Origin of the sequence: Oleispirillum naphthae (assembly GCA_027864655.1) — a bacterium.
Taxonomy (GTDB): Bacteria; Pseudomonadota; Alphaproteobacteria; order Rhodospirillales; family Rhodospirillaceae; genus Oleispirillum; species Oleispirillum naphthae.
The window spans coordinates 385,287-405,879 of sequence record JAQAZG010000002.1 but is presented as its reverse complement, the minus strand read 5'-3'; the positions used below and the strand labels follow the sequence as shown (position 1 = coordinate 405,879).

At 65.0% G+C, this 20,593-nt stretch carries 35 protein-coding genes and 1 tRNA gene; 24 read left to right on the top strand and 12 right to left on the bottom strand.

Features of this window, described 5'->3' with window-relative positions; genetic code table 11:
* Positions 1 to 37: 37 nt before the first annotated feature.
* The 9 genes from O7R11_RS04110 to O7R11_RS04070 all read right to left on the bottom strand — a co-directional run bounded on the left by O7R11_RS04110 (position 38) and on the right by O7R11_RS04070 (position 5,808).
* A complete protein-coding gene (locus O7R11_RS04110) occupies positions 38 to 682 on the bottom strand; it encodes a hypothetical protein (RefSeq protein ID WP_337996215.1) in 645 nt (214 codons plus the stop codon).
* Positions 683 to 844: 162 nt separating this feature from the next.
* The gene (locus O7R11_RS04105) at positions 845 to 2,356 is read right to left on the bottom strand and encodes a DNA primase family protein (RefSeq protein ID WP_337996214.1); all 1,512 of its coding nucleotides are present in this window, start codon (positions 2,354 to 2,356) and stop codon (positions 845 to 847) included.
* The gene (locus tag O7R11_RS04100) at positions 2,353 to 2,754 is read right to left on the bottom strand and encodes a hypothetical protein (protein ID WP_337996213.1); all 402 of its coding nucleotides are present in this window, start codon (positions 2,752 to 2,754) and stop codon (positions 2,353 to 2,355) included. Before O7R11_RS04100 ends, O7R11_RS04105 begins: the two co-directional genes overlap by 4 nt.
* Positions 2,751 to 3,485, bottom strand: coding sequence for a DNA-methyltransferase (locus O7R11_RS04095; RefSeq protein ID WP_337996212.1), 735 nt, complete (start codon positions 3,483 to 3,485; stop codon positions 2,751 to 2,753). The genes O7R11_RS04100 and O7R11_RS04095 overlap by 4 nt, the downstream gene beginning before the upstream one ends.
* Positions 3,485 to 4,495: a CHC2 zinc finger domain-containing protein gene (locus O7R11_RS04090; RefSeq protein WP_337996211.1), complete on the bottom strand. Its 1,011-nt coding sequence runs from the start codon at positions 4,493 to 4,495 to the stop codon at positions 3,485 to 3,487. Before O7R11_RS04090 ends, O7R11_RS04095 begins: the two co-directional genes overlap by 1 nt.
* On the bottom strand, positions 4,492 to 4,809 hold the full coding sequence (locus tag O7R11_RS04085) for a DUF6378 domain-containing protein (protein WP_337996210.1): 318 nt from the start codon (positions 4,807 to 4,809) through the stop codon (positions 4,492 to 4,494). Before O7R11_RS04085 ends, O7R11_RS04090 begins: the two co-directional genes overlap by 4 nt.
* Positions 4,806 to 5,288 carry a hypothetical protein gene (locus tag O7R11_RS04080; RefSeq protein WP_337996209.1) on the bottom strand — a complete coding sequence of 161 codons (483 nt, stop codon included), beginning with the start codon at positions 5,286 to 5,288 and terminating at the stop codon, positions 4,806 to 4,808. The genes O7R11_RS04085 and O7R11_RS04080 overlap by 4 nt, the downstream gene beginning before the upstream one ends.
* On the bottom strand, positions 5,285 to 5,596 hold the full coding sequence (locus tag O7R11_RS04075) for a hypothetical protein (protein ID WP_337996208.1): 312 nt from the start codon (positions 5,594 to 5,596) through the stop codon (positions 5,285 to 5,287). Before O7R11_RS04075 ends, O7R11_RS04080 begins: the two co-directional genes overlap by 4 nt.
* Entirely contained in the window at positions 5,596 to 5,808 is a 213-nt protein-coding gene (locus tag O7R11_RS04070) for a helix-turn-helix domain-containing protein (RefSeq protein WP_337996207.1), read from the bottom strand. Before O7R11_RS04070 ends, O7R11_RS04075 begins: the two co-directional genes overlap by 1 nt.
* A gap of 117 nt (positions 5,809 to 5,925) precedes the next feature.
* Between O7R11_RS04070 and O7R11_RS04065 the strand changes: the two genes are divergently transcribed.
* The 23 genes from O7R11_RS04065 (at position 5,926) to O7R11_RS03955 (ending at position 16,878) form a co-directional block, all read left to right on the top strand.
* Positions 5,926 to 6,678: a LexA family protein gene (locus tag O7R11_RS04065; protein ID WP_337996206.1), complete on the top strand. Its 753-nt coding sequence runs from the start codon at positions 5,926 to 5,928 to the stop codon at positions 6,676 to 6,678.
* A 158-nt stretch (positions 6,679 to 6,836) separates the two neighbouring features.
* Positions 6,837 to 7,079, top strand: a complete 243-nt coding sequence (locus O7R11_RS04060) for an Acb2/Tad1 domain-containing protein (RefSeq protein ID WP_337996205.1) — start codon at positions 6,837 to 6,839, stop codon at positions 7,077 to 7,079.
* A gap of 61 nt (positions 7,080 to 7,140) precedes the next feature.
* Complete coding sequence (locus O7R11_RS04055) at positions 7,141 to 7,392, top strand: hypothetical protein (RefSeq protein WP_337996204.1); 252 nt, start codon at positions 7,141 to 7,143, stop codon at positions 7,390 to 7,392.
* A 3-nt stretch (positions 7,393 to 7,395) separates the two neighbouring features.
* A complete protein-coding gene (locus tag O7R11_RS04050) occupies positions 7,396 to 7,725 on the top strand; it encodes a P-loop NTPase family protein (protein WP_337996203.1) in 330 nt (109 codons plus the stop codon).
* A gap of 3 nt (positions 7,726 to 7,728) precedes the next feature.
* Positions 7,729 to 7,923 (top strand): hypothetical protein, encoded by a 195-nt coding sequence (locus O7R11_RS04045; RefSeq protein WP_337996202.1) that lies wholly within the window; start codon positions 7,729 to 7,731, stop codon positions 7,921 to 7,923.
* Between the two features lie 69 nt (positions 7,924 to 7,992).
* Entirely contained in the window at positions 7,993 to 8,115 is a 123-nt protein-coding gene (locus tag O7R11_RS04040) for a hypothetical protein (protein WP_337996201.1), read from the top strand.
* A gap of 3 nt (positions 8,116 to 8,118) precedes the next feature.
* The gene (locus tag O7R11_RS04035; RefSeq protein ID WP_337996200.1) at positions 8,119 to 8,373 is read left to right on the top strand and encodes a hypothetical protein; all 255 of its coding nucleotides are present in this window, start codon (positions 8,119 to 8,121) and stop codon (positions 8,371 to 8,373) included.
* Complete coding sequence (locus O7R11_RS04030; RefSeq protein WP_337996199.1) at positions 8,370 to 8,966, top strand: DUF2312 domain-containing protein; 597 nt, start codon at positions 8,370 to 8,372, stop codon at positions 8,964 to 8,966. The genes O7R11_RS04035 and O7R11_RS04030 overlap by 4 nt, the downstream gene beginning before the upstream one ends.
* A complete protein-coding gene (locus O7R11_RS04025; protein WP_337996198.1) occupies positions 8,966 to 9,853 on the top strand; it encodes an AAA family ATPase in 888 nt (295 codons plus the stop codon). Before O7R11_RS04030 ends, O7R11_RS04025 begins: the two co-directional genes overlap by 1 nt.
* Positions 9,850 to 9,972, top strand: a complete 123-nt coding sequence (locus O7R11_RS04020; RefSeq protein WP_337996197.1) for a hypothetical protein — start codon at positions 9,850 to 9,852, stop codon at positions 9,970 to 9,972. Before O7R11_RS04025 ends, O7R11_RS04020 begins: the two co-directional genes overlap by 4 nt.
* Positions 9,969 to 10,586, top strand: coding sequence for an HD domain-containing protein (locus O7R11_RS04015; RefSeq protein WP_337996196.1), 618 nt, complete (start codon positions 9,969 to 9,971; stop codon positions 10,584 to 10,586). Before O7R11_RS04020 ends, O7R11_RS04015 begins: the two co-directional genes overlap by 4 nt.
* A gap of 2 nt (positions 10,587 to 10,588) precedes the next feature.
* Positions 10,589 to 11,068, top strand: coding sequence for a single-stranded DNA-binding protein (gene ssb, locus O7R11_RS04010; protein WP_337996195.1), 480 nt, complete (start codon positions 10,589 to 10,591; stop codon positions 11,066 to 11,068).
* 16 nt (positions 11,069 to 11,084) lie between these two features.
* Entirely contained in the window at positions 11,085 to 11,507 is a 423-nt protein-coding gene (locus O7R11_RS04005; RefSeq protein WP_337996194.1) for a hypothetical protein, read from the top strand.
* Positions 11,508 to 11,519: 12 nt separating this feature from the next.
* A complete protein-coding gene (locus O7R11_RS04000) occupies positions 11,520 to 11,885 on the top strand; it encodes a hypothetical protein (protein ID WP_337996193.1) in 366 nt (121 codons plus the stop codon).
* A 20-nt stretch (positions 11,886 to 11,905) separates the two neighbouring features.
* On the top strand, positions 11,906 to 12,097 hold the full coding sequence (locus O7R11_RS03995) for a hypothetical protein (RefSeq protein WP_337996192.1): 192 nt from the start codon (positions 11,906 to 11,908) through the stop codon (positions 12,095 to 12,097).
* Complete coding sequence (locus O7R11_RS03990; protein ID WP_337996191.1) at positions 12,094 to 13,116, top strand: hypothetical protein; 1,023 nt, start codon at positions 12,094 to 12,096, stop codon at positions 13,114 to 13,116. Before O7R11_RS03995 ends, O7R11_RS03990 begins: the two co-directional genes overlap by 4 nt.
* 2 nt (positions 13,117 to 13,118) lie before the next feature.
* Positions 13,119 to 13,562 (top strand): hypothetical protein, encoded by a 444-nt coding sequence (locus O7R11_RS03985; protein ID WP_337996190.1) that lies wholly within the window; start codon positions 13,119 to 13,121, stop codon positions 13,560 to 13,562.
* A 241-nt stretch (positions 13,563 to 13,803) separates the two neighbouring features.
* Positions 13,804 to 14,124, top strand: a complete 321-nt coding sequence (locus O7R11_RS03980) for a hypothetical protein (protein ID WP_337996189.1) — start codon at positions 13,804 to 13,806, stop codon at positions 14,122 to 14,124.
* Positions 14,102 to 14,425, top strand: coding sequence for a DUF4326 domain-containing protein (locus O7R11_RS03975; RefSeq protein WP_337996188.1), 324 nt, complete (start codon positions 14,102 to 14,104; stop codon positions 14,423 to 14,425). The genes O7R11_RS03980 and O7R11_RS03975 overlap by 23 nt, the downstream gene beginning before the upstream one ends.
* Positions 14,419 to 15,261 carry an adenine nucleotide alpha hydrolase family protein gene (locus O7R11_RS03970; protein ID WP_337996187.1) on the top strand — a complete coding sequence of 281 codons (843 nt, stop codon included), beginning with the start codon at positions 14,419 to 14,421 and terminating at the stop codon, positions 15,259 to 15,261. Before O7R11_RS03975 ends, O7R11_RS03970 begins: the two co-directional genes overlap by 7 nt.
* Positions 15,258 to 15,488, top strand: a complete 231-nt coding sequence (locus O7R11_RS03965; protein WP_337996186.1) for a hypothetical protein — start codon at positions 15,258 to 15,260, stop codon at positions 15,486 to 15,488. Before O7R11_RS03970 ends, O7R11_RS03965 begins: the two co-directional genes overlap by 4 nt.
* A gap of 59 nt (positions 15,489 to 15,547) precedes the next feature.
* A complete protein-coding gene (locus tag O7R11_RS03960; RefSeq protein WP_337996185.1) occupies positions 15,548 to 15,766 on the top strand; it encodes a helix-turn-helix transcriptional regulator in 219 nt (72 codons plus the stop codon).
* 14 nt (positions 15,767 to 15,780) lie between these two features.
* The gene (locus O7R11_RS03955; protein WP_337996184.1) at positions 15,781 to 16,878 is read left to right on the top strand and encodes a tyrosine-type recombinase/integrase; all 1,098 of its coding nucleotides are present in this window, start codon (positions 15,781 to 15,783) and stop codon (positions 16,876 to 16,878) included.
* Between the two features lie 87 nt (positions 16,879 to 16,965).
* Here the strand turns inward: O7R11_RS03955 and O7R11_RS03950 are convergent.
* Positions 16,966 to 17,042, bottom strand: a tRNA-His gene (locus O7R11_RS03950).
* A gap of 39 nt (positions 17,043 to 17,081) precedes the next feature.
* On the bottom strand, positions 17,082 to 17,906 hold the full coding sequence (locus tag O7R11_RS03945; protein ID WP_337996183.1) for a hydroxypyruvate isomerase family protein: 825 nt from the start codon (positions 17,904 to 17,906) through the stop codon (positions 17,082 to 17,084).
* Between the two features lie 114 nt (positions 17,907 to 18,020).
* On the opposite strand from O7R11_RS03945, the gene hemN reads away from it, so the two are divergent.
* Positions 18,021 to 19,382, top strand: a complete 1,362-nt coding sequence (gene hemN / locus O7R11_RS03940; protein ID WP_337996182.1) for an oxygen-independent coproporphyrinogen III oxidase — start codon at positions 18,021 to 18,023, stop codon at positions 19,380 to 19,382.
* A gap of 228 nt (positions 19,383 to 19,610) precedes the next feature.
* Here hemN and O7R11_RS03935 read toward each other — a convergent pair whose 3' ends face one another.
* On the bottom strand, positions 19,611 to 20,588 hold the full coding sequence (locus O7R11_RS03935) for a mitochondrial fission ELM1 family protein (RefSeq protein ID WP_337996181.1): 978 nt from the start codon (positions 20,586 to 20,588) through the stop codon (positions 19,611 to 19,613).
* Positions 20,589 to 20,593 lie beyond the last annotated feature (5 nt).

Sequence of the window (20,593 nt, the reverse complement as noted above, 5' to 3'; positions counted from 1 at the left end):
GCATCTTCATGTGGTATGCCAAACTTTTTCTGCGGCGTCAAGCCCGGTCTATCCACGGCTCCCTCGCGAGGGCCGGGCCGGTGACGCGGTAGCGGTCCAGATCAAGATGGGCAGCAGCAAGCCGCGCCACCGCATCCCACCACTCGACGTAAAGCTGACGGGCAAAGGCCAGATGCACCGGGTCCACCGGAACGTAGCGGAGGAGGCAGTAGAAGGGCTTGGTCTTTGCCCCGTCGCGATACTCCATTTCAGCCTTGCCGTTCGGGCGGAAGACGCCAACCGGGCGGGGTATCACCCCCTCCAGCCAATCCGGAGCCGCGCCCTGCTTGGCGTAGTCGATGACGATACAGACCATCTTCCGAGGCAACAGATACCGCACCGCGTCGTGAACACGCTCTGCGTCCTCGGGAAGATAGTCGGCCCCGTCCGCGCCAAACCCCATGCGCCCACCATCGGTGATGACACCGAGGCACCCGGTCTCAAGCGCCCTGGCCGCGTTGCTTCGATACCCACCGTTTATCCCGCTCGGCACAGACCGCCGCACCACCTCATCGACCCTCTGGGTCTGGTAAGCCCAGCGGAGTAAATCGACGATGTCGATATCCTCCCGTGGAGGGTTGTGGAGGCCCTGGAGGGTGACACTGGAGGGATTAACCTGTGATTTCATCATTATTTTCAACATGGTAACAACTCCAATGGAGGATATGGAGGGTCAGTTATTAAAAACCTCACGCGCTTGCGCGCATAATATGCTTCCGAAACAATCCTCCACACCCTCCACACCACCCAAACCTATTGATATAGAACACAAATTCCGATGGAGGGTTGTGGAGGGTGTGGAGGGTCAGAAGTCCTCCGGACCGGGCGGCGGCGGCGTTTCGTCCTCGGACGGCACATCGTGCAGGACGATATCGGCATACTCGTTCCCGAAAGCCTTCTTGACCCGGCGGAACCCGCGTTCCGGCAGCCCCTGCCCAAAGGCCTTCTGCGACCACGGCCTTTCCGCATTCGCGCGGCACCACGAGACGAACGCCGCATACAGCCGCGCAGCCGGAACGCTCTGGCCTTCCTCGCGGTTCACGCAGTCCTCGATAAACCGCCCCAGAGGGTCCGAATCGCGCCGGTATTCGTCGGTCGCCGCCCGCACTGCTGCGGGAACGACAAGGCCCTTCTCCAGCCAAATACGCGCCCCGTCCAACAGCCAGTTCAGCACCCCCGACCGCTCCTCCCACAGCTTAGCGGGGAGCGTCTTATCCTGCCGTTCGTCCGGGATAATCACCTCCCATGGCACCAGCAGGAACCGCCGCCAGATGCCGTGGTCGCCGCCGCGTATCCGAGGCCGGTGGTTGCCTGAGAGGATCAGCTTGAACATCGGCACCATGTCGAAGAAATCGTGCCGCAGCCGCCGTACAGGGAACTCCTCGCCCCCGGTGATCGACTTGATCGTCGCCTCAGCGAAGGCGGCCCCCTTTTCGGGTTCCGAGGCCCGAACCATCCGCGCCCCAGGCAGCCGGGCAAGATCCGGCGTCGCCTCGCTTCCGCGCTTGCGATCGTCGCGCAGCAGAGAGGAAAACGGCAGCGTGACGGCATAAGGCCCCATGATCTTCGCCAGAAGATCGACGAACACCGACTTGCCGTTGCTGCCCTCGCCGAAGTTGAAGAGCAGCTTCTGCTCGCGGGTGTCGCCGGTCAGGCAGTACCCCCCGAACACCTGCAGGAACAAACGACGTTCCGGGTCCGGCTGCACCTCGCAGAGGAAGTCATGGAACGCATGGCATGTCGCCGCCGGGTCGAACGCGACCGGCATCACCTTGGCCAGCAAGTCGTCTCGGCAGTGCTTGCGCAAATCATCGCACGAGCCCTCAATCCGCAACGTGCCGTTCTCCAGGTTGAGGATCATCGGGTCGGCATCGAGTTCTCGCGGCCCGACCGTCAAATACGGCACGGCCTGGGCGATCATCGCGGCGGTCCGGCGCTTGTCCCCGCTCTCGACCGCCCAGTCGAGCAGCATCTTGGCTCGTCTTTCGTCCCCGTTACCGCCACGCTTCTGCAGCGCGTCCGCCTCCTCGACCACAGACCGCGCGGTTTCATGCGCGGCGCGGAGCCATCGCTCCGCCGCCCCTTCAGGGGACCAGTGCGTGCCGGTCCACTGGTGTTCGCCCACGTCCTTGACGTAGATCAGGTCCGCGCCATGCCGGGCGCGGAAGCGGTCGCCGTTGCCGAGGTCGTTGAACTCCTTATCGGCGAGTTCCAGGTTTATGTCCCGCCCGCCGCCATCGTCGTCGCGCCCACGCGGGAATCGCACGACCGCCGCGCCGTCGATGCATTCGCGAACCGCATCCGCCCCGCCGCTCATAGCAGCACCCCCTGCCCATTGATCACCTGCCGACGCGGCGGTTCCTCCCGCCGCTCTGCCGCCTGGGGCTCACTCGCAGTCACCTGCGGCTGTGCCAGGAAGCTTGGCGGCACATGCTCCCGGCACCACCAGCGTCCCAGCCAACGTGCGGCGTCCTGCTTATCCGAGGCCTTGGCATAAGCCTTGAGGATGTCGCCGCCCTGGCCATAGCACCCCTCCCGCCCGCATCCGGGGTGCGAGCACGGATGATGCAGCCGCCCGGCGGCGTCGATCGCCGGTGAAGCGTTCGGATGCTTCGCGCCGGAAGCTTCGCTACGGGCATGTAGGGGTGTATCCGCACCACCCGTATCGGAAGAGACGGATCGATGCTCCAGCGCCTTGCCGCCGGGGCCGGTCATCCGACCGCACTCCCGAACAAATCCTCCTGCGCTCCGGAAACCCCGACGGGGTTTTGGGCCATTCTGTCGCAGGCGACACGGAAATGGTTTTCGTCGATCTCAACCCCGACGAATCTCCTTCCCAACTCCAGCGCCGCAACACCCGTTGTTCCGGACCCCATGAACGGGTCTAGGACGATATCCCCCGGTCTGGTCGACTGCCGGATATATTCACGCATGAGCGCAACTGGCTTTTGCGTCGGGTGGACCTTGGAGCCGACAGGATTCGGAAACCGGTGCAAGGATGGTGAAGACGGATCGTTGATGCCGCGCGCCTTGCCCTTATAGACATAGGCTGTGAATTCGCACCCCTTCATGTACCAACGGTTAGGGGTGACGTTACCCTTGTCCCAAACCAGCAGATTATGATCACGGAATCCGGCCTTCAGAGCCGACGACATCAGCTCGACGATATTGCGAGAATCCGCCATCAAATAGGCGTCGGCATCGGCGGCGCATGCCGCGTAGATCAGCGGCAGGAATTCACGAAACGTGATTTCACAGCGGACGATCTTGCCGTTGTTGTTGTATCCCTTAGCGACGCGCCATGCGGCCATGGAGCCCCCCCCCCCCGAAGTCAGCAGGTAAGGCACGTCGCTCACCACGCAATCGGCTGTCCCGCGCAACAATGGGAGAACCTTTCGAGCGTCCGCGCAATAGAGCGTCGCGTCACCGATGATCACGGGTTCCATCACACCCTCCGCAACAGGTCGTTGAAGTCCATGCCGCGCGGCGGGCAGGCGACGCGGACGATCACGCCGCGCGCGGAATGGGCGGCGATGGCGGAATCGACGCGCTTGATCGTCGTCGCCTCGTCCTTGGTGTCGTTGTCGCGGCAGATGGTGAGGTCGCGGACGATGGTGGGCATCGCCGCGCCGAGGTTGCCCTCCGACAGCGCCGCCCACCCCGGTCGCCCGGTCGCGCCGATTGCCGAAAGCGTTGTCTCGATCCCTTCGGCGTTGAGCATCTTCGCCGAGGCTGGGCACAGGCGAAGGTATCCGCCGAACACGTTGCCGAGCATCTTCTTCGGCTTCGGCACTACGGCCTTGCCCGAGCCGTCCGGCGTCAGGAATGTGCGGTGCACCCCCACGAACTCGCGGTTCGGTCCCTGCACATAGCCGACCATCGCGGGGAACGCCCCGGCGTACCAACTGCGGTCCGCCGCCTTGTCGTATTGCCAGCACGGCAACGCGGGGACGAAGCGCAGCGTCGGCACCGGCCAGCCCGGCACCCGCGGCAGGTCGATCCCCCGCGCCTCGAGATACCGTTCCGCCAGGCTCCCGGCGATCGGCAGCGCGTCGCGCCAGATCGCCGCCGCCTTGGCCAGCTTCTCCGCGTCTTCGGCGGCGGCTTCGGCCTCCGATGGCCGCGCGATCGGCTTCGCCTCCGGCAGCATCCGGCCTTCCCGATCCGGTTGCAGCCCGGCCTTGATCGCCAGTTCCTCGACCGCTTCGGGGAAGGTGACGCCGTGCCGGTCCATAACCCAGTCGAAGGCGTCGCCATGCGCGCCGCAGCCGAAGCAGTGATAGAACCCCTTGCGCTCGCTCACCGTGAACGAGGGCGTCCGCTCGGAATGGAACGGGCACAGGCCCGAGAACTCGCCATTACGGCCCGAGAGTTTGACCTTCGCGCCGATCAGCGCGACCAGCGAAGTCCGCGCCCGCACGTCGTCGATGAACCTGTCGGAGAACCCGCCGTTCATCGCCCGGACTCCAGCCGCGCCGCGACCTCTCCGCCACAGCCGCCGTAACCGCTGATATCCACGAAGTCGTCGGGATTGTGGTGACCGTGCAGCACCCGCACCCGCTTGAGGTCGATCAGCATCAACGGCACGTCCAGCGGGGTAATCACCGAACGCCCGTTGAGGTAGGCGGTCCACAGCGCCGCCAGGTGTTCCGCCCCGGCAAGGATGTCGCCGTGCGTTTCCGCCCTCGGTCCGCCCACCGCGTCGGCGGCGGCAAGGCAAATCCCCACGGCGGTATTCACCGCGCGCGGTGGCGGTGCGGGCGCTTTCATCGCCCGTCCTCCAGGGTTTCGAGGGCAGAGTCGATCCGCGCGAGCACTTCCATCGCCTCGCGCAGTTCTCTCCGCAGGCCCATCTTCCGGCACTTCGCGGCGGACAAGGGTTCGGGCGCGCCCAGCGCAGAGCCCAGGAAGGTTATGGCCTCACCCGCTTCCTTCGCGAGCGCGCCGACATCGCCGATGGAAACCCCGCCCCTCGCGGCGGGTTTTGGCTTCGGCACCAGCACGTAACCGAGGAACCCGGCAAGCACCCGCGTCACCTCCGGCACGCCCGCCTCGGCTTCAAGGTCGGCGATCACGTCGAGCGGCGCGTGCATCGCCTCCTCCGCAGCGCCGTAGCGCGAAAGCCGGGGCGCGTCGCTTCGGGTAATCCCGGCGGCGGCATTCGGCCCGCCGCAGGAACGCACCAGAGAGCGGACAGACGCCTTGAGCGCGAGGTAATCGTTGAGCGGCAGATAGCGGGCGGCGGTCATGCAACACTCCCGATCCGGATTGCATGGCGGGGCTTCACCCCGGCGGCGATAATCACCGCATGGAACAGCACCTGAACGACCTGGATCACCTCGCCGCCCAACTGGCACAGCGCCTGAAAGCCGACCCGAACCACCCGGACGCGGCGCACATGCAGCAGAGCCTCGCGGCGTACCGCCGCGCCGTGGAGAGGGGAAAAAGAGCGGCGCGGAGAGGTCCTTCTGAGGATGGAGCGGACCCCCCCGTCCGTGCCGATTGCCGAACGGAGGCAGTAGTCGAAAAGAACCGAAAGGATCGAGAGGAATGACATCACGCCCCCTTGAGCAATTCGGCAATCGGAAAGAAGTCGTTCGGCTGCACCTCGCCATGCGAACCGACGATGATCCGGCGCATCACCTCATCAGTCGGTGCGCGACCGTCCGAAAGAATGCGATTAATCGTCGAAGGGGGAAGCCCACACTTCCGCGCAAAAGCGGATGGAGTAATGCCTTCCCGCGTCAACCAATCTCGAAGATGCATCATGCCCTCACCGTTTGAGCGATCATCATGCGCAATGATGCGCACTGCGTCAAGCGCAATGATGCACAGACGTTCACCGGGTGAAATATGCAAAAATGCACCAGCAGAACAGAGGGACGGATGGACACATCGACTGAGAAAATCCAGGAAGGCGCGCGAAACCGTATACGCCTCGCCATGCAGATCACCGGATGGACATCGACCCAATTGGCCAGAGCCTCAGGAATCGCGCCGTCGACGTTAAATCGCTTCCTCAACCAAGAGGTGAAACACACCCTAAGCGTACCCACCATGGCGAAAATCGACGACGCCGTGAGTAGCTACCTCAAAAAAATCACCGACAAACATGAAGCGGCGGTCAAGGCGCAGATATATGGAATATCTGGATCGTCATCCCTGGAGCCTGTTGCGGCGGATTCCATAACCATTGACGTCAAGGGCGCAGTCCAGGCTGGCGTATGGACCAGCGCTTATGAGCTACGCGAGGATGAGTGGACCCCGGTTACTCTTCCCAGACCAGACAGCCATACCCAATATTTCGGGCTGCGCGTCATGGGAGAGTCGATGAACCTTGTCTATCCTGAGGGAACAATCCTCGTGTGCGTCCCCATGATGGAATACGACCACTCGTTGATCGATGGCGATCATGTCATCGTGCAGCGGTGGGAGAATGGCATGGTGGAAGCGACGGTAAAGGAACTCCGCCACGACAAAGATGGTCAGGCTTGGCTCTGGCCTCGATCCGACAGGCCGGAATTCCAGGCACCCTTACGCCTTCCGAAAAACGGCGACTGGACCAACGAAGCCGAACCCCAAAACGAAATTCTGGTCACCGCCGTCGTCGTCGCAGACTACCGGACACGGCACCGGTAAACACGACAATTTCGATCAGATGAATCCCTGACGGACTTCCGCAGCGCGTAGACTGCGCATTATTGCGCTTGACATGTTGCGCAATACTGCGCATCGTTCTCCCGTAACCACCTCGGGAGGGCACCCCTCCTGAGAACACCATCAGGAGGAGACCAGACATGTCCACGAACGACACCACCACGGTTCCCAGCACCTCCGACGAACGCACCGTCAACAACGTCATGCGCCACGCCTATCGCGTCCTGTCGGATGAAGAGAAAGCCGCGATGTCGGCCCTCAAGGATCAGGGCCTCGCCTTCGTCGAGTACTGCGACTGCCTCGGCAGCAGCCGCGAACTCGCGCTCGCCAAGACGAAAATGGAAGAAGCCGTCATGTGGGCGGTCAAGCACATCACCCGCTGACGCTTACACCCCGCGCCGGATGCATCCGACGCGGCAGTAAGCGCCAACCCAGGAGGTCAGCATGATCAACCCCGTTTCTCCGCAGTATGTGTGCCGCCGACAGGCGCAGGCGACCCATGCCCGCGCCAGGATCGAAGCCCAGGCCGCCCGCAAGGGCATGACCGCCGTGATGGCCGAAGTGATGCAGGACCGCGCCGCCGCGTCCGGCGCTTGTACGGAGGACGACCTCCTCGCCGCAGGCTTCACCCCCGAGGAGATCGCCACCCACGCCCGGGCCGCCCGCCGCGCGGCCCAGCGCAACGCGAGGGCCTGAGCCATGCCTTTTCACACCACGATCAATACGATCAACGGCGAACTGCGCGTCAGCATCACCGAGCGCACGTCCACTGGGACAGTTGTTCGCCTGACCGGGTACGGCCCGGTCGGCAAGTCCACCGTCCGCTGGGCAATGGAAGACGAACTCCGCAAGCGCGGTTGCTCCATCGCCTTCAGCGACCAGGAACTCACTAAGGATTTTGGGTTCCTCCCCGCGGACCGGCTCGTCGTCGATGACGCGCATGTGAAAACCGTCATCTCGATCTTTCGTTCGCACGGAATCCCGGCACTTCGCAACGCCGGGCTGATCTCTTCTGACGCGAGGGCCTGAGCCATGCCGCGCACCGATCACGCCGCCAACCTGTTCGCCATCGCCCTCGGCATGCGCGAAGCCGCCAGTGCGCCGCAGCGCACCGATGCCGAGCGCCGCGCCTTCGCGACGATGGTCGGCAAGATCGAAGCCGCCGCCGTCCACATCCGCAAGGGCGAGGACAAGCGGCAGACGATCAACCTCCGCAAGAGGGCCTGAACCATGGCCAAGCCGCCGCCGGAACATGAATACGGGGAGCCCACCTCCCCACGACAACTCCCGTGGAATGTGAGCTTCACGGTGGTCCTCGCCCTCTCCACCGTCGTCGGTGCCGGTCTGGTGATCGGCGGCACCTGCGCCACCGAGGTCATTCGCCTGATCCGCACCCTCGTGCATGCATTCGGAGCCTGAGCCATGCCCGCCACCCTGTGCCAGTTGGGCCTCGCCCTCCCCGCCATGTCGCTGTGGCGCGCCACGGCAGCCGCCCGCGCCGCCATTCGGCGCGGAGACGACGCCACCGCCCGCGAAATGGTTGACCGCATCAACACCATCGAGACGTTCGCGCGGGTCCAGTCCCTGCGCTCCGCCTGTTCCAGCGCCCGCGCCAGCCTGTTTCGCGCCCGCCGCGAGGCCCACCCCGTCACCACCACACAAGGAGCCGCGTCATGAGCATCGGCGGTGCATCCGGAGAAAAACTCCGCAGTCTGATCGAGCGCGTCGAGCGCCTGGAGCAGGAAAAAGCGGCGATCACCGCCGACATCGCCGCCGTCTATTCCGAGGCCAAGTCCCAGGGCTTCGATACCAAGACGATGCGCGAGATCGTCAAGCTGCGGAAGCTCGACCCGCTCCAGCGGGAGGAGCAAGAAGCCCTGCTCGACATCTACAAGGCCGCCCTCGGCATGCTCTACGACACGCCGTTGGGCGAGGCCGCGCGCCGCCGCCTGGAAAAGAAGCCGAAGCGCGACGACGACGGCGACGGCCAGTACGACATCGAGGACCGCCGCGAGCCGGAGCCGGAGCCGGAAGCGCCCGCCCCCTTCGACGCCGACGCCGACATCGATAAGGCCCGCGAAATGGGCGATGCCGCCGCCCGCGCCGGACAGTCCGTCACCGCCAATCCCTTCCCTGCCCGCGACCCCCGCCGCGCGGCGTGGGATGAGGCATGGTGCCGCGCCGCCGGAAGCGACGGCATGGACCTCCCCGAGGCGTGGCGGCGCAGCAAGAAGCCGAAGAAGCCCGACGATGAAGGGAGCGCCGAGTGATGGGAAACGACCTGAAGATTCCGCACGACGTGAAGGGGTTCGTGCGGGTGTTGATGCCGAGCGAGGCGGAACAGCCGATTCTCGCCCGCCCCGTCCGCGAGGCGGTCCACCAGTGGATGACCGAGTTGTGGGCGACCGAGGAGTTAAAGGCGGTCGGGCTCAAGCCGCGCCGGTCGATGATTCTCGAAGGCCCGCCCGGCTGCGGCAAAACCACCCTCGCGCATCACTTTTCCGCCCGCCTCGGCCTGCCGCTCCTGTGCGTGCAGACCGACAACATGGTCGGAGCACACCTCGGCGAAACCGGCAAAAACATCGCCGCCGCCTTTTCGTGGCTGGAGGAACGGAAGGACGACGCCATCCTTTTCCTCGACGAGTTCGACGCCGTCGCCACAAAACGCACCGAAGACAACCAGGCCTGCGCGCGGGAGATGAACGCGACCGTCAACAGCCTTCTGCAGCGGCTCGAAGCGTCGCAAGGCATCATCATCGCCGCGACCAACCGCTCGGAGGCGATCGACCCGGCGGTATGGCGGCGGTTCGGCATGCATCTGACCATCGAACTCCCCGGGGACGAGGAACGCTATGCGATCATCTCGCGCTATCTCGCCCCCTACAGCGTCGGCATTCCCATGCTCGACGCGCTGACCGACGCGCTTGACGGGGCAAGCCCCGCCCTCCTCCGCCAGCTGATGGAAGGCATCAAGCGCGACCTTATCCTCGCGCCGCGACTGAACCGGGACCTCGACCTCAAGGCCACGCTGCTGCGCCTGACGGTATCCGTCCGCCCGCACCCTGCCTACAAGCTGCCCCCCTTCTACAAGAGTTCTGCGGTGATCGACCGCATCGCCGGAATGCCCTGGCCACCCGAGAGAAAGGACGCCGCATGACCGCCGCCCGCCGCCTTCACCGCGCCGCCCGCGTCTTCCGGATGCTCACCCCGTTCGGATGGTCCTGTCTGTTCGTCGCCCTCTGCGCCACCTGCGTCATCGGAGTCTGCGCGCGATGAACGCCATCCCCCCGTATAACCCGGACTTCTTGTTGCAGATGTGCTCCGGGCGCGCATGGAGCCTCTCCGACCCCGAACCCGCCGCCATCCACTGGCCCGACATCGCCGAGCAACTGGCGAAGGTCAACCGCTTCGTCGGCGCGACCCCCGGCGTTACCTACTCGGTGGCGCAGCACTGTTGCGTGGTGGCGGACATGCTGCCCCCGGCGCTGCGCCCATATGGCCTGCTGCACGATGCGCCGGAAGCGTTCTCGGGCGACATCCCCACGCCATACAAACGCCTCTGCGCGATGATCGCCGCCGAGTACGGCGCGGGGGACGTGCTGGCCATCGCCGAGGACATGCAGGCCCGCGCCATCCACGCCGCCGCCGGGCTCGATTACCCCCTGACGGTCGGCTTCGGCGGCGCGATCAAACACGCCGACCTCGTCGCGCTGGCCACCGAACACCGCGACATGCAGGTCGAAAACGCCGCGCTCTGGCGCGAGCCCCTGCCCGGCCCGCTCACCACCGTCATCCGCCCCTGGCCTTGGCCCAAGGCGGCGGACGAATGGCTCACCCGCCTTTATCGCTGGTGCCCCAGCGCCTGGGCCCGCGAACACATGAGCTTCTGATCATGGCCGGTAGCGTCAACAAGGTCATCTTGATCGGCAATCTCGGGCGCGACCCCGATATCCGCACGATGGCGAACGGCAATCGCGCCGCCACCCTCAGCCTCGCCACGTCGGAAAGCTGGACCGACAGGGCCACCGGCCAGCGCCAGGAACGCACCGAGTGGCACCGCGTCGCCGTCTTCAACGACACCCTGGTCGGCGTGCTGGAAAAGTACGCCCGCAAGGGCTCGAAGCTCTACGTCGAAGGCCAGTTGAAGACCCGCAAGTGGACCGACCAGAGCGGCGTCGAGCGCTATACCACCGAGGTGGTTGTCCATGCCTTCAAGGGCGAAATCACCCTGCTCGACAAGCCCGCCGGAACCCCGCCCGCCGCCGATCCCGACGCCTACGGCACGCACAGCGGCGGAACCGCCCCGCAAACCGCGTCCGGCGCTTCGTGTGGCACCACCTCGCCGCCGCGCGACGACGACATCCCATTCTGAGGCAGGAGGCTACACGATGCCCGCACCCACGAAGAAATGCCCGCGCCTTCGCCGCTTGGCGAAGCAGTACCTGTTCTTGGAAGAGAACGGGGTCAAGGTCTACCACGTCCTCCACGACCGCGAGAACTATCCCCTCGGCTACTGGTATTGCCTCGATCCGATCGGCATTCCGGGAGGATGCACCGAGGAGGAACACGCCGTCACGTTCGATGTCCGCGATCTTCCGGAAGAGTTCCGGCAAGGACCGATGGAAATCCTGAGAACCTATGAAGTGGTGAGGAAGCAGTGCGAACGCGACCTGCACCGCGCTGCGATCCGGCGCGCTATCGCTGCTGGGTTCGACATCCTCGCGAACCAGGAGGCGGTTCTCAACAAAAGGTGGGCCGAAGAAGCAGCGCGCCAAGCTGCCGCCATTTCTGACGACGACGTGCCGTTCTAAGGGAGCCCAATCATGCCGATCACCATCATGAAACCGCGCGACGTCGGGAAGACGCTGGATATGCAGCACATCAAACCCAAAGGTATACCGCTCGGTATCCGCTATTGCCAGGAATGCGGCGCGCCCTTCTACCCAGCCCGGCAGGATCAGGTGTTCTGCGCCACCGCCTGCCGCCGCAATCACCACCACCGCCGCGAGGGCCGCGCCGCCCAGCTTTACGACTTCGCGATGAACTGGCGGGCCAAGCGCGGGCGCGGCGGCTTTGCCGAAATGTGCCAGATCATCGACGGCTTCCGCGCCGAGGACCGCACCCGCAAGGCCAAACACGCGGAGATTCGCAAAGCCTACGAGAAGCAGCGCAAGGACGGATCGCCATGAGCTTGAAACCCCGTACGCCGATGACGGACAGAAAGCTCGGATACCAGATCGGCCTGGAGCGTGCCGCGATCGATAAGGGAGACGGCATCCGCCAAAACCCCGATCAGCTCTGGCACCCGCACCACGCGTCTACCGACTACGTCGCCGGGCTCACCGAAGGCTACCGCGACGGCATGGACAACAAACCTAAACACCTGGAGGACGTGGCATGACCGACACCATAAAACAGACGACCATCGAGGCGATTCTGGAGGTTGCCGCCGAAGAGGGCGTGCCGGATAGCACCGTCCTTCCCATCTGGACCGCCCTGCCCATCTTGCCTGCCGGATGCTCCGGGCCGGATTATCCGAGGCTCACCATCGGCGACTTGCGCGCCGCCGCGGATGTAATCGAGGACCTTCGAGGGGAAATGAAGGATATCGCCATCGCCGTTGGCCGCAGTCAGACGGATGGCGAGAACGATTGCGATTGGCACAACCTTTCCGGAGATGTGCGCGCCGCCGTGGCGCGGGCCGAGAGGGCGGAGAAAGACGAATCCGATTTGCGCTATGCCGTCCGTGTCCTTGAGCGCGATCATGCGTCAGATATTGCTCGTCTCCAGCATGAAATCGAGGGTTGGCAGGCGGAGCGCAACATAGCTCGGCAGGATCAAGAAGCGGCGGAGGATGAAGCGAGCGCCCTCCGCGCCCGCGTCGCCGCGCTGGAAGCGGCGCTCGCTGAAGATGATGCGGCGCTGATCGAGGCGCGCGACACGCTGTGCGACGTTCCGCCGGAAGACGATGATGTCTACTGGGAATGGTTCAACCGCTACGAAGATACGGTTTTCACGCGGCTTGCCGGGAAGACCGTTGCCGATGTGACCGCCGCCCCCTCCATCCCGCCCACGTCAGTCTCCCAGGCCGCCGCCGACGTGATCGCCGCTGTTAGGAAGCTCGGCACGAAAGAGCCTGGGTGGAAGCCGGGAGACGATGACGAGCGTATGGGCGAGGGTGAGGGCGAACTCGGCCTCGCCGCTGCGCTCTATCTACTGCCCTACGAAGCGACCGTCGACGGGGAGAAACTCCTCAAACAAGACGATTACATCCGCCTCGACATGATCCTTGAACTCACCTGCGGGTGGAGCCTCAAGCCCATCCCTGACCGGCGAGAACGACTGGTTATGGGTGTCGCGCTCGGCCTCGCCGAGATCGAGCGCCTTGACCGCGCGAGCACCGGCAGCGGGGAGGGCTGAACATGGTCAAGAAATGGGTCCCCACGGACTACATCGACGAAGTCACCCCGCCCGGACGCGCCACCCCGGACGATTGGATCGTCGAAGGAGCCGGACTTGGCGGGTTCGACGAGACCGACCCGCCGATGCCCCTGAATGAGGGGGAAATCGTCCTCTTCGATTGGGTGGTGGATTTGGGGCGCGCGACCGTCCTCATCGAGGAAGACGGCACCTACGACTGCACCGTACCCATTCCCGTGCCTCCGCCGGGCGGCACCTTCCATGTCTTCATCCCGTTCGACCCGGACACCATGGCCCTCGACATGGATACCTTCGTTGCGGCGACGTTCGCCGCCGATGGGCCGGGCGGATACGACGTCTCGTTCTACTCGTGGTCCGCCGAATCGCTCCCCTTCGAATTCCGCGACGGAAGATTCATCCAGGTCGGCAGCGGGGAGGGCGAGTGATGCGCCTAGAAATTCCAGGCTCAGGTGGAACAAAGCCTAACGTAGAGATCGGTGATGTCTATCGGAACACAAAGGGCAGTTACTACTTCGTCGTTGGGCAGAAGTCTGATGAAACCTGCTTCTGCCTAATACTTGATGCACGAGGAGAGGTGTCTGGCGTGATGCGGTGTGGCACTCGCTACCTCTCTGATCGGTCCTATGTTGGACGCGCCAGACTTCCAGCGAAGTTGGAGGTGCTGCAATGACAGACCGTAATCTCTATGCCAACGAGGATGCAGCGCTTTTCAAGTCTCGGGCAGGTCACCCATATCGCCCCACCAGCGGCACCGAGGGCGACGGTTTCTATTACAACTGGTGCGCGGATTGCCGACGAGACGAGGCTTTCCGCAAAGACCCGGATAGCGGCTTCGGATGTTGCATTCTCTCGGCTGCCCTAGCCTTCAACATTGGCGCCGCTGAATACCCGAAGGAATGGGTGTACGACGAGGAAGGCCAGCCGAAGTGCACGGCACACGAACCCATGGACGGCACCACGCACGATGGGAGGCCGGGCCATGCCTAAGCGTATACAGCGCAAGCGCACCAAGGGGTGGCGCATGCCGCCGAATACCGTCTACGTCGGGCGAGGCAGCCGATGGGGGAACCCCTATCAGGCCGGGAAAGACGGAGATGGAAAGCGGGAATATCTCTCCGACCTGTACCGAGGCTATTTGGAGCGCCCGGAGAACGCCCGCCTTGTCGAGGCGGCGAGGATTGAACTGCGCGGGAAAGACCTTGCCTGCTGGTGCCCGCTCGACCAGCCCTGCCATGCAGACGTGCTATTGGAAATCGCGAACCAGGACGACGGGAGGCCGGGATGCTGAACCCGTTCGCCATTACCGGCCCCGCCATAATCTCCTTCTCCGGAGGGCGCACGTCCGCGTACATGCTCCACGAAATCATCCAAGCACATGAGGGGCGGCTACCTGATGACGTCCAGGTCGCCTTCGCCAACACGGGCAAGGAGCGCGAGGAAACCCTTCGCTTTGTCTATGAGTGCGGCGTGCGCTGGGGTGTGAATATCCATTGGCTGGAATGGCGCGACGCGAAGCCGTGCTTCGAGGAAGTGGGCTTCAACAGCGCCTCGCGAGATGGCGAGCCTTTCGAGGCACTGATCAAGAAGAAGCAACGCCTGCCAAATTGGCGGGAACGGTGGTGCACCGGGTTCCTCAAGGTCAAAGTCCTTACGGCCTTCGCTGCATCGTTGGGATGGAACCCCGGAGAGTACGCGGAAGTCATCGGCCTGCGCTATGACGAAGGCATGCGCATCTTCCGCGGTCTTGAAAACGCCGAAAAGGATGGACGCAAGGTTCTCTACCCACTCAGCCGCGCAAAGGTGGTGAAACAGCAAGTCATGGCGTTCTGGAGCGCCCAGGACTTCGGTCTACAGCTTGAGCCGTGGGAGGGAAACTGCGACCTGTGCTTCAACAAAGGCCGAGACATCCGCAAACGCATCATCGCTGACCACCCCGCCTCGGCAAAGTGGTGGCACGAGCAAGAAGTGGAACAGAATGGGTTCTTCGACCGGCGCGACCGCGTGGCCGACCTTGCCAGAGAAGTCCGCGAAAACCCTGATCTCCTCGACCCTCCGATAGACGAGGAAGAATTCGACACCGAATGTGGTCTGTCGTGCGGGTACACCCCGGAGGCTGCGGAATGATGCTGACCCTGACCGGCGGCGCGGTGCCACAGCGCAAGAACGAAATCATCCTCGACAGCTTCGCGGGCGGCGGCGAGGCGGATTTCGTCGATATCGAGTACAACGGCAAGCGCCTGTCGAAGGCGTCGCAAGTTCGCATGTGTGGCAACTCGGTTCCTCCAGTCATGGCAGAGGCCATCGTCCGCGCGAACGCCGCCGACCTCGCCCGCCAGGCGGAGGCCGCATGATGCCAAGAACACCACGCAACTGGCCACCAGGCGCGCTGCCGCGAAGGATGGATAAGGAGATGGCCGCATACTACTGCGGGCTATCTCCCACCACATTCGACAACCGTGTCCGCTGCGGCTCCCTGCCTCGACCCCACAAGGACGGGAAACGCGTGTTGTGGGATTTGCGCGAGATCGATCGAGCCCTCGGGGAGGTTGACGGCAGCGACAACGGCAGCGCATCGTCTGCTGATGATGTATCCGCCGCCGAGGCTCAAGCTATGGCGGCCATCGGCTAATGGAGCCTGACGCTGTGGGCCTGATCGACCTACCGTACCTCCACAGTTTCCGCGACCGTCACGGTCACCTGCGCTGTTACTACCGGCGCGGCGGACGGCGGCAAGCCATATCTGGAGATCCGGGATCGCCAGAGTTTCTGGCAGAATATCATCGTATCCACGCTCAAGCGGATCGCCCTCGCACGAACAAGGCGACGCGCGGCACCTTCGGCGCACTTGTCGAAGCCTACTACGCTGCACCGGAATTTTGGAAAAACCTGCGCGAATCGACGCAGATCGAATACAAGCGCCACATCGAGCCGATGCGAGAGAAATGGCGGGACGTGCCGGTGATCGGCATCACTAAGCGCGTGATCCGCGCCTACCGCGACAGCCTCGCCGAACAGCCGCGCAAGGCAAACCAGGCGCTCGACGCGCTGCGCATCTTGCTCAACTACGCGGTCGAGATCGAAATCATCGACAACAACCCCGCCACTCGGATCAAGCCGATCCGAATCGATACCGAAGGGTGGAAGCCTTGGCCGCAGCCCGCGCTTGAGAGGTTTTCCAAACTAGCGTCCGGTGCGCCCCGCACCGCGTTTTTCCTTGCTCTGTTCACAGGCCAGCGCCGCGCCGATGTTTTAGCCATGCGATGGGACGCCATCACGCCGGACGGCGGCGCGATTGTGGTAAAGCAGGCCAAAAAGAAAAAAGAGGAAGGCGCGCTCACCATCCCGCTCCACCCGATTCTCCGGGTAGAACTCGCTAAAATCAAAGCCGAGCAGACCTCTCGCACCGAGACTCGCCGCCGACAAAAGCGCGCGGCAGCCACGCCTCTCACCATCGTGGCACGTCTCGATGGCTCCGCGTACACCGAGGACGGATTCGCCGCCCTATGGAATCGCGCCCAGCACGCCACCGGCTGCGCCGGACTGCCATTCCACGGACTACGGAAAAACGCGACGAACACACTGATGGAAGCAGGCTGCTCTACAAAAGAGGCGCAGGCCATCACCGGGCATAACACCCTGATGATGCTTGAACACTACGCTAAAGGTGCGAACCAAAAGCGACTCGCCGAGTCCGCGATGGCCAAGGTGGTCCGCGCCGAAAAGAGCAAAGCGAGAACGTGAAGTGGCAAACCTTCAGAATAAAAGTGGCAAACCTTCAACGCCCCTCTCGCGGAGAGTTGATAACATATTGGTTCTAAAGGGGAAAAATGGGGCGAGTGATCGGAATCGAACCGACGACATCCAGTACCACAAACTGGCGCTCTAACCGACTGAGCTACACTCGCCACACGGGGCGCTGTTGATAACGCCCTTCGCCCGCCTCGTCAAGGGGCGGATTTGCCCTTGCCCGGCGCCGTCGGCCCCTCCGGCATGATCCCCCAGGAGCGCGCCCAGCGCAGCCCGGCGAGCGTGCCCAGGCGCGGCCGGTATTCCAGCCCGACCCAGCCGGAATAGCCGTGCGCGTCCAGCAGGTCGAAGAGATAGGGATAGTTGACCTCGCCCGCGTCCGGCTCGGCGCGCTCCGGCACGCCCGCGATCTGCACGTGCGCGAGGCTGCCCATCGCCGCCTCGATGGTCTCGGCCAGGCGGCCCTGCGCCATCTGCGCGTGGAACACGTCGAACATCAGGCCGAGGCCGCGGTCGTCCACGTCGGCGATCACCGCCAGGGCCTGGTCCGGCGTCTCCAGCATGTAGCCGGGAATCGCGGCATGCGAGACCGGCTCGATCATCACGGTGAGGCCGCGCTTGCGCGCCTCCTTGGCCGCCTGCGTCAGGTTGTCCACGTAGGTGTCGTAGACCTCGTCGAAGTCCGCCTTCTCGGGGATCAGCCCGGCCATCACGTGGACGCGCTTGGCGTCCACGAAATCCGCCAGGTCGAAGGCCCGCTCCAGGCCGTCGAAGAACTCCTCCTCGCGGCCCGGCAGCGCGGCGAGGCCGCGCTCCCCCGCTTCCCAGTCCCCCGCCGGGGCGTTGAACGCGGCGAGTTGCAGGCCGTTCATCGCCAGCAGGTCGCCCAGCTTGCCGAGGCCGATATCGTAGGGAAACGGCAGCTCCACGCCCTTGAAGCCGGCCTCGCGCGCAGCGACGAAGCGCGCTTCCGGCGCCCATTCTTGGAAAAGAAACGACAGGTTTGCGGAAAACCTCGGCATCTGGCAAATCCTTACAGACGGAATGCGTTACGGAAAAGGAAGTGTGCGCAGGTACGCCGCCCCTTGCAACCCCCTCGCCGCAAGCCTAGCTTTCAGCAGGAACAGGGAGCCTTCATGCCGACCGAGTTGATTGCCAAGTACGATGCGCGCATCCCGCGCTATACGTCCTATCCCACCGCCCCGCATTTCCATGCCGGGGTCAGCCCCGAGGTGTTCGGCGGCTGGCTCGACGCGCTGTCGCCCGCGCAGGAACTGTCGCTCTATCTGCACGTGCCCTATTGCGAGGTGCTGTGCTGGTTCTGCGGCTGCCACACCCGCGGCACCACCACCTATACGCCGGTCGCCTCCTACCTCGACACCCTGAAGCGGGAAATCCGCCTGATCGCCGAACGCCTCGGCGCCGGGGGCCGCGCGCCGCAGCCGGTGCGCCACCTGCACTTCGGCGGCGGCAGCCCCTCGATCCTCGCCGCGCCGGACTTCGCCGGGCTGATCGCGGACCTGCGCAGCGCCTTCACCTTCCGCGACGACGCCGCCATCGCCATCGAACTCGACCCGCGCACCACCCGCCCCGAACTGGTCACCGCCATGGCCAAGGCGGGGGTCACCCGCGCCTCGGTGGGGGTGCAGGACCTGACGCCGAAGGTGCAGAAGGCGATCCACCGCATCCAGCCGTTCTCGGTGGTGGAAAACACCATCGCCTCCCTGCGCGCCGTCGGCATCGACCACATCAACGTCGATCTGATGTACGGCCTGCCCTACCAGACGCAGGCCAACGTGCGCGACACCATCGACCGCATCCTCACCCTTTCGCCGGACCGCCTCGCGGTGTTCGGCTATGCCCACGTGCCGTGGATGCGCAAGCACCAGAACCTCATCGCCGAGGACACCCTGCCCGGCGCGGCGGAGCGCTGGGACCAGGCGGCGCTGGCGCGCGAGCTGCTCCTCGCCGCGGGCTATGTGGAGATCGGCTTCGACCACTACGCCAAACCCGAGGACGACCTGGCGCTGGCGCTGGCGGCGGGCACCCTCAACCGCAACTTCCAGGGCTACACCAGCGACACCGCCATCGCGCTGATCGGCATCGGCGCCTCCGGCATCAGCGAACTGCCGCAGGGCTATGCGGTCAACGACGGCGACATCGCCGCCTACAAGGACTCCATCGCGGCGGGGGTCTACGCCACGCGGCGCGGCATCTCGGTCTCGGTGGAGGACAAGGCGCGGCGCGCCATCATCGAACGCCTGATGTGCGACCTCCGCGTCGATGTGGCGGCCACCGCGGCGCTGCACGGCGTGGATATCAGCGACCTGCGCGCCGACTACCCGCGGCTCTCGGAAATGGAAAGCGACGGCCTCCTCACCCGCAGCGGCGACATCGTGGCGATGACCGAGGCGGGCCGCCCGTTCGTCCGCTCCGCCTGCGCCGCCTTCGACCGCTACCTGGTGGCGGGCGAACAACGCCACTCCCGCGCGGTGTGAGCGGGTAAAACTTTGCGAGGGGACATTTCCGTCTTGGGAACGCCCACCGGGCGTTCCCACCGCCTCCGGCGGTCGGCTCCAATCCCCTCGCGCACCCCATAATTTTTAGTTTTTGCGCGTAGCGCCATAAGCCTGCGGCGGTTGCCGCAGGTCTGTTGTCTGCCGCTTCGCGGCGAAAAACATATGGGGGGTGTGGGGGACCGAGTCCCCCCGCAAAGTTTTGGTTTTTCAGATCAGGTTCTTCGCGCGGATCGCGGCGGCCACCTCCACCGCGGCGTTGAGCGGGCGGCAGGAGAGCCGCGCCAGGGCCTGCGGCCCCGCGGCGGCAAGCGGCAGGGCGCGGCCGCGGGCGATGAGGTCGGCGTGCAGGCGGGCGTGCTTGGCCGAGGTTTCGGCTTCCGGCGCGTCGATGAGGACCGGGACCTCGGTGCCGCACGCCTCCGACACCATGGACATGGAATCGCCGGTGACCACCACCGCATCGGCCCAGGCGAGGAGGCCGAAATAGGGGTTCTCGCCGGAGTCGCCCCAGCGGTAGGTCCAGGCGTTTTGCGGCAGTTCGGCGATCAGCGCGTCCTCCGCCTCGCGGCCGGTGCGGCGCGAGGTGGTGAGCATCACCCGTCCGCCCATCTCGTCCGCCAGGACGGCGACGGCGCGGCCGAGCGCCGCGGCGCGGCCTGCGGTGAACGGCAGGGACTTGGTCGCGCCGCCGACGAGCACCGCGATGCGCGGCGCGGGGATCGGCACGATGCGCTGCGCCCAGGCGGCGCGCGCCGCGGCGAGGCGCGCGGCGGTGACGCGGTGCGGCGCGCCGGGGATGCGCAGGATGTTGCCCCCCGCCGGGGCGTGCAGGTCGTGGGTGGGCACGGCGATGAGGTCGAAGCCGCGGCGCCCCGGCCAGCCGGGGTCCATGATCTGGCACAGCGCGCAGGCCCGCCCCTTCGCCCCGGACTGCGCCTTGATCCAGCGCGCCACCGGGGCGAGGCGGCGGCCGGAGGCGATCACCAGGCGCGGCCACGGCGCGCGCAGGCCCTCGCGCTCCGCCACGCCGGCGAGTCCCTTGCCCCGTATCAGGTTGGGCAGACCTGCGAGCGCGGTGTAGGCGATGCGCTTTTCCACGAAGGGCTGGCCCAGCGCCTCGGCGACGCCGAGGGTCTGTGCGGTGTTTCCGGCCCGGTCGTCGAGCAGCGCCCAGATCTCGTCCACGGATC

Bases quoted from the DNA above. Each gene is read 5' to 3' on its own strand.
- O7R11_RS04065 (WP_337996206.1), top strand. From the start codon at position 5,926: ATGGACACATCGACTGAGAAAATCCAGGAAGGCGCGCGAAACCGTATA.
- O7R11_RS04060 (WP_337996205.1), top strand. From the start codon at position 6,837: ATGTCCACGAACGACACCACCACGGTTCCCAGCACCTCCGACGAACGC.
- O7R11_RS04015 (WP_337996196.1), top strand. From the start codon at position 9,969: ATGAACGCCATCCCCCCGTATAACCCGGACTTCTTGTTGCAGATGTGC.
- O7R11_RS03975 (WP_337996188.1), top strand. From the start codon at position 14,102: ATGGGAGGCCGGGCCATGCCTAAGCGTATACAGCGCAAGCGCACCAAG.
- O7R11_RS03980 (WP_337996189.1), top strand. From the start codon at position 13,804: ATGACAGACCGTAATCTCTATGCCAACGAGGATGCAGCGCTTTTCAAG.
- O7R11_RS04080 (WP_337996209.1), bottom strand. From the start codon at position 5,288: ATGACCGCCGCCCGCTATCTGCCGCTCAACGATTACCTCGCGCTCAAG.
- O7R11_RS04000 (WP_337996193.1), top strand. From the start codon at position 11,520: ATGCCGATCACCATCATGAAACCGCGCGACGTCGGGAAGACGCTGGAT.
- O7R11_RS04070 (WP_337996207.1), bottom strand. From the start codon at position 5,808: ATGATGCATCTTCGAGATTGGTTGACGCGGGAAGGCATTACTCCATCC.
- hemN (WP_337996182.1), top strand. From the start codon at position 18,021: ATGCCGACCGAGTTGATTGCCAAGTACGATGCGCGCATCCCGCGCTAT.
- O7R11_RS04035 (WP_337996200.1), top strand. From the start codon at position 8,119: ATGCCCGCCACCCTGTGCCAGTTGGGCCTCGCCCTCCCCGCCATGTCG.
- O7R11_RS03965 (WP_337996186.1), top strand. From the start codon at position 15,258: ATGATGCTGACCCTGACCGGCGGCGCGGTGCCACAGCGCAAGAACGAA.
- O7R11_RS04110 (WP_337996215.1), bottom strand. From the start codon at position 682: ATGTTGAAAATAATGATGAAATCACAGGTTAATCCCTCCAGTGTCACC.
- O7R11_RS03970 (WP_337996187.1), top strand. From the start codon at position 14,419: ATGCTGAACCCGTTCGCCATTACCGGCCCCGCCATAATCTCCTTCTCC.
- O7R11_RS04055 (WP_337996204.1), top strand. From the start codon at position 7,141: ATGATCAACCCCGTTTCTCCGCAGTATGTGTGCCGCCGACAGGCGCAG.
- O7R11_RS03995 (WP_337996192.1), top strand. From the start codon at position 11,906: ATGACGGACAGAAAGCTCGGATACCAGATCGGCCTGGAGCGTGCCGCG.
- O7R11_RS04025 (WP_337996198.1), top strand. From the start codon at position 8,966: ATGGGAAACGACCTGAAGATTCCGCACGACGTGAAGGGGTTCGTGCGG.
- O7R11_RS04090 (WP_337996211.1), bottom strand. From the start codon at position 4,495: ATGAACGGCGGGTTCTCCGACAGGTTCATCGACGACGTGCGGGCGCGG.
- O7R11_RS04005 (WP_337996194.1), top strand. From the start codon at position 11,085: ATGCCCGCACCCACGAAGAAATGCCCGCGCCTTCGCCGCTTGGCGAAG.
- O7R11_RS04045 (WP_337996202.1), top strand. From the start codon at position 7,729: ATGCCGCGCACCGATCACGCCGCCAACCTGTTCGCCATCGCCCTCGGC.
- O7R11_RS04100 (WP_337996213.1), bottom strand. From the start codon at position 2,754: ATGACCGGCCCCGGCGGCAAGGCGCTGGAGCATCGATCCGTCTCTTCC.
- O7R11_RS04105 (WP_337996214.1), bottom strand. From the start codon at position 2,356: ATGAGCGGCGGGGCGGATGCGGTTCGCGAATGCATCGACGGCGCGGCG.
- O7R11_RS04075 (WP_337996208.1), bottom strand. From the start codon at position 5,596: ATGTCATTCCTCTCGATCCTTTCGGTTCTTTTCGACTACTGCCTCCGT.
- ssb (WP_337996195.1), top strand. From the start codon at position 10,589: ATGGCCGGTAGCGTCAACAAGGTCATCTTGATCGGCAATCTCGGGCGC.
- O7R11_RS04050 (WP_337996203.1), top strand. From the start codon at position 7,396: ATGCCTTTTCACACCACGATCAATACGATCAACGGCGAACTGCGCGTC.
- O7R11_RS03990 (WP_337996191.1), top strand. From the start codon at position 12,094: ATGACCGACACCATAAAACAGACGACCATCGAGGCGATTCTGGAGGTT.
- O7R11_RS03960 (WP_337996185.1), top strand. From the start codon at position 15,548: ATGGCCGCATACTACTGCGGGCTATCTCCCACCACATTCGACAACCGT.
- O7R11_RS04020 (WP_337996197.1), top strand. From the start codon at position 9,850: ATGACCGCCGCCCGCCGCCTTCACCGCGCCGCCCGCGTCTTCCGGATG.
- O7R11_RS03945 (WP_337996183.1), bottom strand. From the start codon at position 17,906: ATGCCGAGGTTTTCCGCAAACCTGTCGTTTCTTTTCCAAGAATGGGCG.
- O7R11_RS04030 (WP_337996199.1), top strand. From the start codon at position 8,370: ATGAGCATCGGCGGTGCATCCGGAGAAAAACTCCGCAGTCTGATCGAG.
- O7R11_RS04085 (WP_337996210.1), bottom strand. From the start codon at position 4,809: ATGAAAGCGCCCGCACCGCCACCGCGCGCGGTGAATACCGCCGTGGGG.
- O7R11_RS03985 (WP_337996190.1), top strand. From the start codon at position 13,119: ATGGTCAAGAAATGGGTCCCCACGGACTACATCGACGAAGTCACCCCG.
- O7R11_RS04095 (WP_337996212.1), bottom strand. From the start codon at position 3,485: ATGGAACCCGTGATCATCGGTGACGCGACGCTCTATTGCGCGGACGCT.